Annotated in this window: 19 protein-coding genes; 4 read left to right on the forward strand and 15 right to left on the reverse strand. The window is 62.5% G+C overall.

Going from position 1 to position 14,173, the window contains the following annotated elements:
* Positions 1-78: 78 nt before the first annotated feature.
* The 3 genes from B9N93_RS24915 (at position 79) to B9N93_RS18225 (ending at position 1,518) form a co-directional block, all read left to right on the forward strand.
* Positions 79-732, forward strand: coding sequence for an SLATT domain-containing protein (locus B9N93_RS24915; RefSeq protein ID WP_125469052.1), 654 nt, complete (start codon positions 79-81; stop codon positions 730-732).
* Between the two features lie 67 nt (positions 733-799).
* Positions 800-1,054: a UPF0175 family protein gene (locus tag B9N93_RS18220; RefSeq protein WP_085215658.1), complete on the forward strand. Its 255-nt coding sequence runs from the start codon at positions 800-802 to the stop codon at positions 1,052-1,054.
* Positions 1,051-1,518 carry a DUF3368 domain-containing protein gene (locus tag B9N93_RS18225; RefSeq protein WP_085215659.1) on the forward strand — a complete coding sequence of 156 codons (468 nt, stop codon included), beginning with the start codon at positions 1,051-1,053 and terminating at the stop codon, positions 1,516-1,518. Before B9N93_RS18220 ends, B9N93_RS18225 begins: the two co-directional genes overlap by 4 nt.
* An 8-nt stretch (positions 1,519-1,526) precedes the next feature.
* On the opposite strand, the gene queC is transcribed toward B9N93_RS18225, so the two are convergent.
* From queC to B9N93_RS18290, 13 genes are all read right to left on the reverse strand, one after another.
* Positions 1,527-2,204 (reverse strand): 7-cyano-7-deazaguanine synthase QueC, encoded by a 678-nt coding sequence (queC, locus tag B9N93_RS18230; protein WP_176225319.1) that lies wholly within the window; start codon positions 2,202-2,204, stop codon positions 1,527-1,529.
* Positions 2,205-2,226: 22 nt separating this feature from the next.
* Positions 2,227-2,868: a 7-carboxy-7-deazaguanine synthase QueE gene (queE, locus tag B9N93_RS18235; RefSeq protein ID WP_085215661.1), complete on the reverse strand. Its 642-nt coding sequence runs from the start codon at positions 2,866-2,868 to the stop codon at positions 2,227-2,229.
* Positions 2,869-2,872: 4 nt separating this feature from the next.
* A complete protein-coding gene (gene ybgF / locus B9N93_RS18240) occupies positions 2,873-3,763 on the reverse strand; it encodes a tol-pal system protein YbgF (protein ID WP_254899426.1) in 891 nt (296 codons plus the stop codon).
* Positions 3,764-3,765: 2 nt separating this feature from the next.
* Complete coding sequence (gene pal, locus B9N93_RS18245) at positions 3,766-4,407, reverse strand: peptidoglycan-associated lipoprotein Pal (protein ID WP_085215662.1); 642 nt, start codon at positions 4,405-4,407, stop codon at positions 3,766-3,768.
* A 73-nt stretch (positions 4,408-4,480) separates the two neighbouring features.
* Positions 4,481-5,764, reverse strand: coding sequence for a Tol-Pal system beta propeller repeat protein TolB (gene tolB, locus B9N93_RS18250; RefSeq protein WP_085215663.1), 1,284 nt, complete (start codon positions 5,762-5,764; stop codon positions 4,481-4,483).
* A gap of 18 nt (positions 5,765-5,782) precedes the next feature.
* Positions 5,783-7,798, reverse strand: a complete 2,016-nt coding sequence (gene tolA, locus B9N93_RS18255) for a cell envelope integrity protein TolA (protein WP_176225320.1) — start codon at positions 7,796-7,798, stop codon at positions 5,783-5,785.
* 2 nt (positions 7,799-7,800) lie between these two features.
* Complete coding sequence (gene tolR / locus B9N93_RS18260; RefSeq protein ID WP_085215665.1) at positions 7,801-8,241, reverse strand: protein TolR; 441 nt, start codon at positions 8,239-8,241, stop codon at positions 7,801-7,803.
* 9 nt (positions 8,242-8,250) lie between these two features.
* Positions 8,251-8,991 (reverse strand): protein TolQ, encoded by a 741-nt coding sequence (tolQ, locus tag B9N93_RS18265; RefSeq protein ID WP_085215666.1) that lies wholly within the window; start codon positions 8,989-8,991, stop codon positions 8,251-8,253.
* Between the two features lie 67 nt (positions 8,992-9,058).
* Complete coding sequence (gene ybgC / locus B9N93_RS18270) at positions 9,059-9,484, reverse strand: tol-pal system-associated acyl-CoA thioesterase (protein WP_085215667.1); 426 nt, start codon at positions 9,482-9,484, stop codon at positions 9,059-9,061.
* Positions 9,485-9,498: 14 nt separating this feature from the next.
* The gene (gene ruvB / locus B9N93_RS18275) at positions 9,499-10,527 is read right to left on the reverse strand and encodes a Holliday junction branch migration DNA helicase RuvB (protein ID WP_085215668.1); all 1,029 of its coding nucleotides are present in this window, start codon (positions 10,525-10,527) and stop codon (positions 9,499-9,501) included.
* Positions 10,528-10,614: 87 nt separating this feature from the next.
* Positions 10,615-11,211: a Holliday junction branch migration protein RuvA gene (gene ruvA / locus B9N93_RS18280; RefSeq protein WP_085215669.1), complete on the reverse strand. Its 597-nt coding sequence runs from the start codon at positions 11,209-11,211 to the stop codon at positions 10,615-10,617.
* The gene (gene ruvC / locus B9N93_RS18285) at positions 11,208-11,714 is read right to left on the reverse strand and encodes a crossover junction endodeoxyribonuclease RuvC (RefSeq protein WP_085215670.1); all 507 of its coding nucleotides are present in this window, start codon (positions 11,712-11,714) and stop codon (positions 11,208-11,210) included. The genes ruvA and ruvC overlap by 4 nt, the downstream gene beginning before the upstream one ends.
* A gap of 9 nt (positions 11,715-11,723) precedes the next feature.
* On the reverse strand, positions 11,724-12,470 hold the full coding sequence (locus tag B9N93_RS18290) for a YebC/PmpR family DNA-binding transcriptional regulator (RefSeq protein ID WP_085215671.1): 747 nt from the start codon (positions 12,468-12,470) through the stop codon (positions 11,724-11,726).
* Between the two features lie 263 nt (positions 12,471-12,733).
* Here B9N93_RS18290 and B9N93_RS18295 point away from each other — a divergent pair, with 263 nt between their 5' ends.
* Complete coding sequence (locus B9N93_RS18295; protein WP_254899427.1) at positions 12,734-12,985, forward strand: hypothetical protein; 252 nt, start codon at positions 12,734-12,736, stop codon at positions 12,983-12,985.
* A 302-nt stretch (positions 12,986-13,287) separates the two neighbouring features.
* Here the strand turns inward: B9N93_RS18295 and B9N93_RS26450 are convergent, their stop codons facing one another.
* Both B9N93_RS26450 and B9N93_RS26455 read right to left on the reverse strand, forming a co-directional pair.
* Positions 13,288-13,752, reverse strand: coding sequence for a transposase (locus B9N93_RS26450; protein WP_085216151.1), 465 nt, complete (start codon positions 13,750-13,752; stop codon positions 13,288-13,290).
* Entirely contained in the window at positions 13,680-14,051 is a 372-nt protein-coding gene (locus B9N93_RS26455) for a transposase (RefSeq protein ID WP_085210740.1), read from the reverse strand. Before B9N93_RS26455 ends, B9N93_RS26450 begins: the two co-directional genes overlap by 73 nt.
* Between the last annotated feature and the right edge of the window lie 122 nt (positions 14,052-14,173).

A 14,173-nucleotide genomic window follows, 5' to 3' on the forward strand; every position in this document is an offset into this window, starting at 1 on the left:
TTTTTATGGACCAGTTCTTATGGCCGCATAAAAAGAGGACACACTGATTAATTTTAGGCATCACCCACCCCCATAATCATGAGTAACCTAAAAACATTCTTGAGAGAGTTACGCATAACTGCATGGAGAACAGAAGGAGCAAGGTTCAATGCCGCTCGACGCTTCAAACGCCGCGATTGGTTTGCAACACTCAGTATTGCCATATTCTCATCAGCGGGAATTGGGGTAACTCTTATTCAAAAAATCTACGGAATTCAAACAGAAACGCCTCTAGATAAATATCTAACTGCTCTTTCAGTTTGCTTGGGCCTGTTTGTAATTGTAACCAGCCTTATAGAATGGGGCGGAAATGGGGCTGTAAAGGCTGAAGCATTATTTCAAAATGCCCAAGAATTAAGTTCCTTCCAGAGAAAACTAGGACAGAGGCTTGCTGAAACCGAGGATAACAACTCTCTTAGCACTGAGGAAGTAACTAACTATCGAGAAGAGTATGAACAAATAAAACTTCGCTGCGCTTACAATCATGAACCTATTGATGATAGCCTATTTTTATCTCAACATAGATTCGCGCCAGAATTCATTTCAACCCATAGCAAATGCCGGCTATTCAACTGGTTTAAAGCCAAACGGAACGAGCTACAAAGCTATGTAAGTGTAATTTGGTATTATGGCCTATTCTGGCTAATCATCGCCTCGCTTATTTGGAAATCATCAACGCTTGCAACTTGCTGATTACAGGGGCTAATGTTGCAATAGCGGGTTCGCTTATTAACCTAACCCCACTTACGTAAATCCAACCATGCGCCTATACCTGAAACCCGAATTCGACGAAGTGCTGGGACCTTTCGGCGACGAAGCGGCAAGCTTTTTCCTCGCCGCCAGCCTATACCACGCACACCGCATCAGCTTCTCGGCGGCGGCGGCTTTGGCCGATTTGAGCTTCGAGGCTTTCCTATACCGCTTGCAGGAGCATTTCGGCGATGGTTTCCGCTTGGCCGATGAAAGCGTATGGGAAGATTTGGCAACCGTGGATAGCCTCATGGGCCAGCCATGAAAGTGGTTTCCAATACCAGCCCCATCATCTTCCTGTCGAAATTGCGGAAGCTCGAACTACTGTCCGAATGCTTTGGCGAGGTGGCTATTCCGCAAGCCGTGGGGCACGAATTAGGAAACGGGATATCCCTACCCGGAATAAACGTCCTGCCGGTTTCCACGGGTGGTCAACAATTCGTCGAGGGCGCTTTGGGCCGCCTACACCGGGGAGAACTGGAAGCGATGATCCTGGCCAGGGAAACGCGGGCGGATTATGTTTTGCTGGATGATCTTTTGGCGCGCCGGAAAGCGCAACGCCTCGGCTTACAAACCATGGGCACGATTGGAATCATCATCCTGGCCCATCGGCAAGGGCGGGTTACGGGCGAAGCCGCTATGGCTTGGCTGGATGAATTGATTCATCGCCATGGTTTGTATTTGTCGGATGAAATCTTGAACCAAGTCAAAGCGGCGCTCGCCAAATAACCCAAAACCTACCGCGCCACATACCGCGTCGGATCGACCACCCCCGCCTCCCGGAACCCCGCCGCCCGCAGCCTGCACGCATCGCACACCCCACAAGCCCGGCCTTCCGGGTCGGCGGCATAACAGGACACCGTCAGCGCATAATCGACCCCGAGCGCCACGCCCTGCTGGATGATCTCAGCCTTGGACAGTTGGATCAAAGGAGTATGGATGTGAATATCCGCGCCCTCGACCCCGGCCTTGGTGGCGAGTTTGGCGAGATTGCGGAAGGCTTCGATATATTCGGGGCGGCAATCGGGATAACCGGAATAATCCACCGCGTTCACCCCGATGAAAATATCGGCATTGCCCAGCACCTCGGCCCAGCCCAGCGCGAACGACAGGAACACGGTGTTCCGCGCCGGGACGTAGGTGACCGGAATCCCCGCCTGCGGATGGTCGGGCACGGCGATATTGGCGTCGGTCAGGGCCGAGCCGCCGATGGCGTCTAGGCCGATGCGGATCAGCTTGCGGTCGGCCACCCCAAAATGATCGGCCACCCGCACCGCCGCCGCCAGCTCCGCCCCGTGGCGCTGGCCGTAGTCGAAGCTCAAGGCGTGGCATTCGTAACCCTGGGCCTGGGCGATGGCCAGGACCGTGGCGGAATCCAAGCCGCCGGAAAGCAATATCACCGCTGGTTTCATCATCGCATCGTCCGTAAGAGAGGGCTTAGACGCCCGGTTGATCGCCCCAAAGCAGCTTGTGCAATTGCAGTTGGAAGCGCACGTCCAGCCGGTCGCGGAGGATTTTCCCGGCCAATTCGGTGGGGTTTTGCACGCCCGCCACCGGCGAGAACAACACCTCGCAACGCTCCGGCAAGCGGTATTCCGCCAGCTTGGCCTTGGCCCAGGCGTAATCGGCCTCGTCGGCGATCACGAACTTCACTTGATCCTTGGCGTCCAGGTGGTCCAGATTGGCGTAGAGGTTCCGCGCTGCCTCGCCCGAGCCTGGGGTTTTCAGGTCCAAAACCTTCACCACCTTCGGGTTGACCTGGGCCACATCCAAGGCACCGCTGGTCTCCAACGACACTTCGTAGCCCACCGCCACCAAGGCATCCAGCAATTCCAAACAAGCGGGCTGGGCCAGCGGTTCGCCGCCGGTCACGCAGACATGGCGCACGCCGTAACCGGCCACCCGTTCCAGGATATCGGCCAGTTCCAGCCGCTCGCCGCCGCTGAAGGCATAGGCCGTGTCGCAATAGACGCAGCGCAAGGGACAGCCGGTCAGCCGCACGAACACGGTGGGCCAGCCCACGGAGCGCGATTCGCCTTGCAGCGAGCGGAAGATTTCGGTGATGCGCAGCGCGGCCATGGCCTCAGTGCTTCTCCTGGCGCATCCGTTCCAGGCGCTTTTCCGCCATCTTGGCGGCGCTGGAATCGGGGTAGCTCTTGACCACGCTATTCAGCAACTCCCTGGCCGCGCCGTACTGGCCGTTCTCGTACTCGATGAAACCGAGCTTCAAATGGGCGTCCGGCACCTTGGCGCTCTTGGGGAAATCGCGGATCAGCTTGCGGAAGGTGTCCCTGGCCGAGTTGAAATCGCGGTTCACATAATAGGCTTCCGCCAGCCAGTAATAGGCGCTGTCGGTGTTGTCGCCGCTGGGATAATTCGCCACATAGCCTTTGAAGTCGCGGATGGCCTCGGTGTACTTGCCTTCCTTGAGGGTGTTGAAGGCTTTTTGGTAAGCGGCTTGGCGCACCGCCGGATCGACCACGGGAGCCGGGGGCGGTGGGGGCGGCGGCGCGGCGGCGGGTGCCGATGGCGCGGCCACGGGAGGCGGGACAGTGGCGGCACCGGGATCGGTGACGGGCGGCGTCCCGGTGGCATCGGTGGGTGCGGCAGCCACGGGTGGCACGGTCATCATCGGCGGCGGCGTGGCGGCGGCTTTCAAACGCTGGTCGAGGTCGCCGTACATCTCGCGCTGCTGGCGCTTGGCCTTGTCGAGTTCGTGGCTCAGTTCCTCCACCGTGCCGCGCAACCTCAACACCTCGCCTTGTAGTTTCTCGATGCGGTTGGCCATCTCCATCAGGGTTTCGCCCGACAGGCGTTTTTCCAGCCGGGCCACCCGCTCGTCCAAGGTGGACGCGCCATAGCCCGCTTGATCGTAGGGCTGGTCGTAGGGCCGGTCGTAAGTTTCGGCACCGGCCAGGACGGCATAGGCCAAGCCCGCCGCCATCCATCCCGCGAATTTGGTTTTAGTCATCATGCTCAGCGACCCGGATAAGCGATTTCCACGCGGCGGTTTTGCTGCCAGGACGATTCGTCGTGGCCGACATCCGCCGGTTTCTCCTCGCCGTAGCTCACCACCTGGATTTGACCATTGGCGGCCCCTTGCAATTGCATCATCCGCGCCACCGCCTGGGCGCGGCGCTCGGATAGGCCGACGTTGTACTCGGGTGAACCGCGTTCGTCGGCATGGCCTTCCAGGACCACGGTGCGGTCGGGATGGGCGGCGAGATAGGCGGCATGGGCGCTGACCACGGATCGATATTCCGGCTGCACCTCGTCGCTGTCGTACATGAAATACACCACGCGTTTGGCGAGCGGGCCGCTGGCGTTGTCGAGTTCGGGATCGCCGGTCAGGGCCGAACCCGAACTCCCGCCCCCGACCCGGCTATACCGGCCCGAACCCTCGCCCTCGCCATAGCCGCCGGAACCCTCGCCATACCCAGCCCCCGCGCCACCGTCGCCGTAACCGCCCTGGCCGTAACGGTTGATTTTCGGCCCGCCCGCGCCTTCGGTGGCGGCGGCATCGGCACCCTCGCCTCCGCCTTGCACGCCGCCCTTGGAGCTACAGCCCGCCAAGGCCAAGCCCAGCGCGGCGGCCACGATGATCGTTTTCCACTGCATAGTTTTCCCCACAAAATTTGGATGGGCCGCGGTCGCGCCCGCCGGCCCCGGAATTGCCGATGTAGATTGCGCCTCAAGGCGACCAAGCCGGCTCGCGTACCTGTCCGCCCTGGACATTGAGGGCTTGGTGGTTCTTGCCGTCCAGCGACACCGCCGCCAGCCGGTCCACACCGCCTTCCTTGTGGGTGTAGAGGATCATGCTGCCGTTGGGCGCGAATCCTGGCGATTCGTCGAAACGGCCCTGGGTCAGCACCTTGAGCGTATGGCCGCGCAGGTCCATCAAGGCGATGCGGTAATCGCCGCCCTTGCCATGCACCATGGCGATAGAGCGGCCATCGGGCGAGAACACGCCGCGGGCGTTGTAATCGCCCTCGTAGGTCAGGCGCTGGGCCGCGCCGCCGCTGGCCGGGACCGTGTACAACTGCGGCTTGCCGCCCCGGTCGGAGGTGAACACCAAGGTCCGCCCATCCGGCGACCAATTCGGCTCGGTGTCGATGGAGACTTCGTTGGTGATTTGTTGCAGCGAGCGCGAGCCGACATCCATGACGTAAATATCGGGGCTGCCACCCTTGGACAGGGTCAGGGCGAGGCGCGAACCATCGGGCGACCAGGCCGGGGCACCGTTGATGCCGCGGGCGTCCGAGACCTTCTGCCGCGAGCCGGTGGCGAGGTCTTGGACGAAGATGGCGGACGCCTTGTTCTCGAAGGACACATAGGCGATACGCTTGCCATCGGGCGACCAGGCCGGGGACATGATGGGTTCCGGCGAACTGATAACCGGCTGCGGGTCTTGGCCATCGGTGTCGGCGACCAGGAGATGGTAAACCCGCCCGGTGGGTCCGCCATACACCGCCACATAGGCCACGCGGGTATTGAACGCGCCGCGCTGCCCGGTCAGTTGTTGATAGATCAGGTCGGCGATACGGTGGGCGGTATGGCGGGCCTCCGGAGCGTCGAAGGGCAGCTTCTGGCTCAACAGCACCGTGCCCTTGATGGCATCGAACAGGTAGAACTCGGCCTCGTAACGGCTGCCGACCGGGTTGACCCGGCCTATGACCAGATAATCCTGGCCCAGCGCCTGCCACGTATGGAAGTTCACGGACTGGGGCGGGACGGGCCGCTCGGTCATGCTGCTTTCGGGCAAGGGCGAGAAATGCCCCGAACGGCCCAGGTCCGCCGCGACGATGCCGCCGAGGTTGGCGGACAGGCCGGATTGGGCGAAAGGCACGACGGCGATGGGTGTGGCGCCATGCACACCCTTGGTGATATCGACATCCAGGTCGGCGCGGGCCATTCCGCCGAACAGCCCCGCGCACAGGCTCCATGACAGCAAAGCGAATCGGATTGGGCTTAGCATCGAATACCCTGGGGAAAATCAATCGGGATTGAACTTGAACCGCACCGCCTGCCCTAGGAGCTGCTTCGCCACCAAGGGATCGGGCGGCATGGGGAAAGGCGCGGCCTTGTAGACCGCGGCTTCCGCCGAGCGCTCGAAAGCCGCGTCGCCGCCGGAGCAGGAAGCCTCCGCACTGGTGACGCCGCCCGCCGGGGTCAAACGGACCCGAATTGTACAAGACCCGCCGCCCTGGGCAGAAGGCGCAAGCACCCAGCGGTTTTCCACCCTGGGCCGGAAATGGCTGTTCACCCAGGATTGGGCCGCGCTTTCCGCGGCTTTCTGGGCTTTTTCCTCCTTCTCTTTTTGCTGGCGCTCTTCTTCCAGAGCTTCTTTGAGCGCCAATTCCCGTTCTTCCTTCTGGCGGCGGGCTTCTTCGGCCTTGCGCTTGGTTTCGGCTTCGGCCTTCATCTCGGCTTCGAGTTCGGCCTTGCGGTGGGCTTCTTCCGCCGCCTTCTTCTTGGCTTCCGCTTCGGCCTCGGCCTTGCGTTTAGCTTCGGCGGCGGCTTTGTCCTTGGCTGCTTCCGCCGCTTTTTCTTTCGCGGCAGCGGCGGCGGCTGCGCGCTTGGCTTCCGCTTCGGCCTCGGCCTTGCGTTTGGCTTCGGCGGCGGCTTTTTCCTTGGCTGCTTCCGCCGCTTTTTCTTTCGCGGCAGCGGCGGCGGCTGCGCGCTTGGCTTCCGCTTCGGCCTCGGCCTTGCGTTTGGCTTCGGCGGCGGCTTTTTCCTTGGCCGCTTCCGCCGCTTTTTCTTTCGCGGCGGCAGCGGCGGCTGCGCGCTTGGCTTCCGCTTCGGCCTCGGCCTTGCGTTTGGCTTCGGCGGCGGCTTTTTCCTTGGCCGCTTCCGCCGCTTTTTCTTTCGCGGCGGCGGCGGCTGCGCGCTTGGCTTCCGCTTCGGCCTCGGCCTTGCGTTTGGCTTCGGCGGCGGCTTTGTCCTTGGCTGCTTCCGCCGCTTTTTCTTTCGCGGCGGCGGCGGCTTCGCGCTTGGCTTCCTCTTCGGCTTTTTGCTTGGCTTCTTGTTCGGCCTTGCGCCGCTCCTCAGCTTCGGCTTTGCGGCGGGCCTCTTCCTCGGCGTGACGCTGCGCCGCTAGGTCGGCTTTGCGCTGGGCTTCGAGTTCGGCCTTATGGTGGCTTTCTTGCGCCGCTTTCCGCTTGGCTTCGGCTTCGGCGGCTTGTTCCTTGGCCACTTCCGCCGCTTTTTCTTTCGCAGCGGCGGCGGCTTCACGCTTGGCTTCCGCTTCGGCCTCGGCCTTGCGCTTGGCCTCGGCAGCGGCTTTGTCCTTGGCCGCTTCCGCCGCTTTTTCTTTCGCAGCGGCGGCGGCTTCACGCTTGGCTTCCGCTTCGGCCTCGGCCTTGCGCTTGGCCTCGGCAGCGGCTTTGTCCTTGGCCGCTTCCGCCGCTTCCCGCTTGGCTATGGCTTCCGCTTCGGCTTTGCGCTTGGCTTCCGCCGCCTCATGCTTGGCGGCTTCTTCCGCCCGGTGCTTGGCTTCGGCTTCGTCTTGGCGCTTTTCTTCCTCGCGGTGCTTCTGGTCGGCAAGCTTTTTCATCGTCTGCTGGCGCTGGCGCTCTTCCGACTCGGCGCGATGCTTGGCTTCTTCTTCCAGCTTGCGGCGGGCTTCGAGCGCGGCCTGCCGCTCCAGTTCCTCGGCTTGGCGGACCTTGAACTCCTCCGCCTTGCGGGCGGCTTCGGCGGTGGCTTGCTGGCGCTCGGCCTCTTGCCGCAAGCGCTGGGCTTCGGCTTGCTGGCGCTCCTGCTCGGCCTGGGCTTCGGCGGCGCGCTGCTGCTCGATGCGTTGCTGGCGCTGTAGCTCGGCTTGCTGTCGGGCTTGGAGGGCGGCTTCGATCTGGGCAGCGTCCACCGTGACGGCCTGGATGATCTCGGGTTGCGGCGGTTCCTTCACTTCCCGCATCGCATCGAATTGGAACGCGAACAGCAGCACCAAAACGATATGCAACGCCAGCGAAAGCGCCAGCGGCAGGCCCAGCCGCTTGTGTTGGGGCACGGTCATTCTTCGGCGGGCGCGGTCATGAGGCCGACGTTGGGAACGCCGGCGTTCTTGAGGTTCGCCATGACGGTGACGACGCGGCCATAATCGACCGCCTTGTCGCCCCGGATCAAAACCGCCAGCCCCGGTTTGGCGGCGAGGGCTTCGGCCACCTTGCCGCCGAGTTCGGCGTCGGCGACTTCGGTGTCGCCCTGGTTGCCGACATCGAGATACAGGCTGCCGTCCGACTTGATGGAGATGATGATGGGCAAATCCTGGGTGGGATCGACCGCCTTGGCCTCGGCCTGGGGCAGGTCCACATCCACGCCGGTTTGCAGCATGGGGGCCGTGACCATGAAGATGATCAACAGCACCAGGGACACGTCGATATAGGGCACGACGTTGATTTCGGCCATGGGCTTGCGGCGGTTGTTACGGCTTTTTCCGGCGGACACGTTCATCGTCGCCCCCTAGGCGGATTCGCCTCCCGCCCAAGCCGTCCGATCTTGCGGCGGATGGGTGCGGGAGTGGATTGAAAAGGCGTGGGCCTGGCGATGGAGGAGGCTGAGGAATTCTTCGGTGAAGGCTTCGTAGCGGTTGGCGAGGCGGCCGATTTCGGTGGAATAGCGGTTATAGGCCATGACCGCCGGGATCGCCGCGAACAAGCCCATGGCGGTGGCGACCAGGGCTTCGGAAATGCCGGGGGCCACCATCGCCAGCGTGGCTTGCTTGACACTGCCGAGCGAACGGAACGAATTCATGATGCCCCAGACCGTGCCGAACAAACCGACATAGGGGCTGGTGGAACCGACCGTGGCGAGGAAGGGCAGGCGTTCGTCGAGGGCGTCGAGTTCACGGTTGAGGGCGACCCGCATCACCCGCGCCGCGCCTTCCATCACTGCGTCGGCGGCGATGTTGGGCTGTTGGCGCAAGCGGGCGAATTCCTTGAAACCGGCCATGAAGATGTTTTCCAGACCTTCGGTGCCGTATTCGTCCTTGGCCAGTTCGCGGTACAAATCGGCCAGGTCGATCCCGGACCAGAAGCGTTCCTCGAAGGCGTCGGTGGTTTGCTGGGCGCGGGTGATCTCCCGCCATTTCGAGAAGATGAAGGTCCAAGAAACCACGGAAGCCAGGATCAAAAGCCCCATCACGACCTGCACCACCGGGCTGGCTTCTTGGATGAGGGTGAATATCGAAAGGTCGGATGTCATCGAAACTCCAGATCGGTTTAAACATGCCCCGGTCGCGGGGACGCCAAAGCTCGGAAAAAACCAGGATTCAATCCCCGCGCAAACACCTGAGCAAGGAATCCGGCAAAGGCTTGGGCCGGAACGCCGCCGCCGCGAGGCAAGCCACTTTCACCTTGGCCCGGCACAGCGCCTCATCCCCACGCCATACCGTTTGCTTGAATACCAAACTGGCGGCTTTGGCCTGCTCGATTGCCGTGGTCACGCACAGCAACTCGTTGAATTTGGCGGGCCGCAAAAAATCCATCTCCACGGCGCGGACCACGAACAACAGGTCTTCCCGCTCCCGCAATTTGTCCAACTCGAAACCCCAAGCCCTGAGCATCTCGCAGCGGGCGCGCTCGAAAAATTTCAGGTAATTAGCGTGGTAAACCACGCCACCCGCGTCGGTGTCTTCGTAATAAACGCGGATGGGCCAGCGGAACACCGCTTCCCCACCGTCATGATCCCTGCTCATCGCTTTAATTCCGCTTAAAACAAGTCTTCATGGGTCGGCGGCGTCTTCGGTGGCTTCAAGCCTAGATGCAAATAGGCGCTGCGGGTCGCCACCCGGCCCCGCGGGGTCCGCATGATGAACCCTTGCTGGATCAAATACGGTTCCAGCACATCCTCGATGGTACCGCGTTCCTCGCCGATGGCGGCGGCGATATTATCGAGGCCCACCGGCCCGCCCTCGAATTTGTCGATGAGGGTGTTGAGCAACCTGCGGTCGAGTTCGTCGAAACCATGCTTGTCCACCTTGAGCATGTCCAGGGCTTGGTCGGCGACTTCCGCCGTGACCTTGCCATCGGCGCGGACCTCGGCGAAATCGCGCACCCGCCGCAGCAGGCGGTTGGCGATGCGCGGCGTGCCCCGCGAACGGCGGGCGATCTCGAAAGCGCCCTCGGGACTCATGTCCATCCCCAAAATCCGCGCCGAGCGCCCGACGATCAGGGCCAGTTCGTCATGGGTGTAGAACTCCAGCCGGTGGACGATGCCGAAACGGTCGCGCAGGGGCGAGGTCAGCAGTCCGGCCCGCGTGGTCGCCCCGACCAGGGTGAACGGCGGAATATCCAGCTTGATCGAGCGCGCCGCCGGTCCTTCGCCGATCATGATATCGATTTGGTAATCCTCCATGGCGGGATACAGCGTTTCCTCGACCACGGCGCTGAGGCGGTGGATTTCGTCGATGAAGAGGATATCGCGGGGTTCCAGATTGGTCAGGAGCGCCGCCACATCGCCAGCCTTTTCCAGCACCGGGCCGGAAGTTTGGCGGAGGCTCACGCCCATTTCGTTGGCGACGATGTTGGCCAGGGTAGTTTTGCCCAAACCCGGCGGGCCGAAGATCAACACATGGTCGAGCGCCTCGCCCCGGCCCCGCGCGGCCTGGATGAAGATGGCGAGTTGCTCGCGCATGGCTTTCTGGCCGATGTAGTCGTCGAGGCGCTTGGGGCGGATGGCGCGGTCGATGGCGTCTTCTTCGCGGGCAGCCTTGGGGCTGATGAGTCTTGGGGTGGGCATGGCGATATTAGGCAAGCAACCGGGAATCCAATCGAATTAGCCGATGAAACATGAAAGGGAGGCGATTCACTCAAGTGTCGAAATACCCTACCGCGCCGCCGACTGCAACGCCAGCCGGATAATCTCCTCGCTGCGCTTCCCTTCCACATCGAGCTTACGCACCAAGCCCGCTGCCTCCTGCGGCTTGAAACCCAAGGCGACAAGCGCGCTGAGCGCGTCGTCCACCGGGCTGGCTTCCGGGGCCGGGAGCCGTCCCGCGCCCGGCAATGCCACCGTGGTCAAGGTCGGCATCCGGTCGCGCAATTCGATCAGGAGCCGCTCGGCGGTCTTCTTGCCGACACCGGGCAGGCGCACCAAACGGGCCGCGTCCTGGTTATCCACGCAGCGGTGGAACTCCTCCACACTCAGCCCGGACAACACACCGAGCGCCAATCTCGCGCCCACGCCGTTGACCTTGATCAGCGTGCGGAACAAGCTCCGTTCGGCCTCGGAAATGAAGCCGAACAGGCTATGGGCATCCTCGCGCACCGCCAGATGGGTGTAGAGCATCACTTCCCCGCCCAGGTCCGGCAGTTTGTAGAAGGTGGACATCGGCGCATCGACCTCGTAGCCCACGCCGCGCACATCCAGCAACAAGGACGGCGGCTGCTTCGCCACCAACACCCCGCGCAGGAAGCCGATCATCGCCTTACCCCCGGCGGCAGGGCCATGCGCTTTTGGGTTTGGCGGGTGTGGATATGGCACATCGCCACGCCCAGCGCGTCGCTGGCGTCGGCGGGCAGGACTTCGGTCAGGCCCAGCATGGCGCGAACCATGTGCTGGACCTGGGATTTCTCGGCGCTGCCCTTGCCCACCAGGGCCAGTTTGACGGCGCGGGCGGCGTATTCATAGACCGGCAGGCCCGCCGACAAGCCGCCGCAAATCGCGGCGCCGCGGGCCTGCCCCAGTTTCAGGGCCGAATCGGCGTTCTTGGACATGAAAACCTGCTCGATGGCGAATTCCTGGGGGCGGAATTCCTTGGCGACCCGGTAAATCCCGTCGTAAATCTGCTTGAGACGCTCGGGGAAATTATCGGATTCGGTGCGGATGGTGCCATAGGTCACCAACACCGGGCCTTTCGGGCCGTCATGGATGATGCCGTAGCCGGTACAACGCGAACCAGGGTCCACGCCCAGGACGCTGGTCATAACCGCGCCTCAGGCCAGTTTGGCGAGGATGTCCTCGCTGATATCGGCGTTGGAATAGACATTCTGCACATCGTCCAAATCCTCCAGCCGCTCCAAAAGGCGGATCATCTTCTCGGCGTCTTCCTGGCCCAGGGCCACGCTGGTGCTGGCCCGCATCGTGACTTCGGCGGTGTCGGGCTTGAACCCGGCGGCGACCAAGGCATCGCGCACGGCCTCGAACGAGTCGGGGCGGGTCAGCACGTCCACCGACCGGTCCTCGTTGGGGACGACATCGTCCGCACCCGCTTCGAGGGCGGCTTCCATCAAGCGGTCCTCGTCCACCCCCGGCGCGAAGCCGATGACGCCGACCTTGCTGAACAGATAGGCCACCGAGCCATCGGTGCCCAGGTTGCCGCCGATCTTGGTGAAGGCATGGCGCACTTCGCCCACGGTGCGGTTGCGGTTGTCGGTGAGGCAATCGACCATGACCGCGATGCCGCCGGGACCGTAGCCCTCGTAGCGCACCTCGTCGTAATTGTCGGTGCCGCCCGCGCCGGTGCCCTTCTTGATGGCACGTTCGATGGTGTCCTTGGACATATTGGCGGTGAGCGCCTTGTCCATCACGGCACGGAGCCTGGGATTATTGCCCGGATCGCCACCGCCGGTACGGGCCGCGACGGTGATTTCGCGGATCAGCTTGGTGAACAATTTGCCGCGGCGGGCGTCCTGCGCCCCTTTGCGATGCTGGATATTGGCCCATTTGCTATGACCTGCCATGGTGGCGGATAACCTCTCTCGGTGTTTGATTTGGCTTGGAAAAGTGGCGAATCTTAGCATTTCGGGGGGGGTATTTTCGACCGCGGCGGCGGGCGCGGCAAATCACGCAGCCGGTTCGGACCTTTGCCCCGCTCCGCCGTCCGCCGGGGTTTGCCGAATATCAAACAATGTTGAATTTCCAGGGAGCGACGGTCCGCCCCGGCCTTGGCATGGTATCGGCATTAGCCTACGCTAATATCCGCACCCCACCAGAGGTTTTCGCCATGACCACCGCCACCGCCGCCCCCCTTCCCCGCCTGGACCGCAACGGTGCCCTCCTGCTCGGCACCGGCCTCGCCTTCGCCTCCTTGATCTTGGTGCCCGCCCTCGCCACCCAGATGGGGCTCGGCACCGCGCTGACCGGGGCGCTACGCATCGCCCTGATGCGGGCATCGAGCCGGGTCGCGGCCCAAAGCGTGGATGGCAAAACCCAAGGCGAAGACGAAACCGCGCCAGTATGTTTCGCCTGCCATTGAATCCGGCCACGCCCATGAATGGGCGGACCGGATGCCCGCCACAGAGGTGAATAACCTGCTTTTGGGCTTCGATCCGTTATTGTGGCTGTGCCAAAGATCGTGCGGCGCTACGTTAGCCAGGAACCTGCTTGTGTTAGCTGTACCCAACTTTTGTTTTTCTGGGTCCGCTCAGCGGGCCTCGATCTGCTATCGTGGGCTGTGCCAAAGGCTTTGCCATTCTGTGCCAAAGACCTCGCCGCTCTACAAAAGGTGGTGCCGATGGACGATGCGCTGGCCTACCTGAGAAGCTGTCTGGCAAAAGCTCAGACACATTTTGCAAGGGTGGTCCTCAGCATGGCGATGCGGATAACGTTCTCGGCGGTGGCGGTAAGGGTTTCGAAATCCTTGCTCAACCGGCGGAACGAGCCGAACCAGGCGAACGTCCGCTCGACGATCCAGCGTTTCGGCAGGACGGCGAAGCCGTCCACGATCCTTTGCGAGATGTGCAGGACCAAGCCCAGCTTTTCCTCCACGTATTCGACCGCCGTGCCGCGATAGCCCGCGTCGCCGGAGAATGCCTCGATGCCGGGATGCTTCTCCGCCGCCCGGCGCATGACTTCGCAGCCGCGTACGGTGTCGCTCAGGTTGGCGGCGTGGACCTCGACATGCAGCAGGTGGCCCAGGACGTCCACGACGATGTGCCGCTTGTGCCCCTTCACGCGCTTGCCGCCGTCGATCCCCCGCTCCTCGCTGGCGTACTGGGTCTTGACGCTCTGCGAGTCGATGATGGCGTAGCTCGGGGAACCGGCCCGATGCTTTTTTTTCGATGCCGCGCGTTGATCTCGTCCAGGGCCGTTTCCCAGACCCCGGCCTTGTTCCAACGGCTGAAATGGTCGTACACGGTCTGCCAGGGCGGGAAGTCCTTCGGCAGCATCCGCCATTTGATGCCGCCCTCCACCACGTACAGGATGGCGTCCACCACCCGCTTGCGCGGGTGCTTGCTGGCATTGCCACGCCGGTCCTTCGGGCGGAAGTGGTGTTCGATCAACGACCATTCTTCGTCGCTCAGGTCGCTCGGATAGCTCATGTCGGGGAACCTTGGAAAATCAACGGGGGCTTGACTCTACATGAATTCCTTTTTGCCAGACAGTTTCTGAATATCGGGAGATGGCGGAGGGCGGATGCGGGAATCCACCGCAAACGGCCTGG

It is taken from the genome of Methylomagnum ishizawai (genome assembly GCF_900155475.1).
GTDB lineage: Bacteria > Pseudomonadota > Gammaproteobacteria > Methylococcales > Methylococcaceae > Methylomagnum > Methylomagnum ishizawai_A.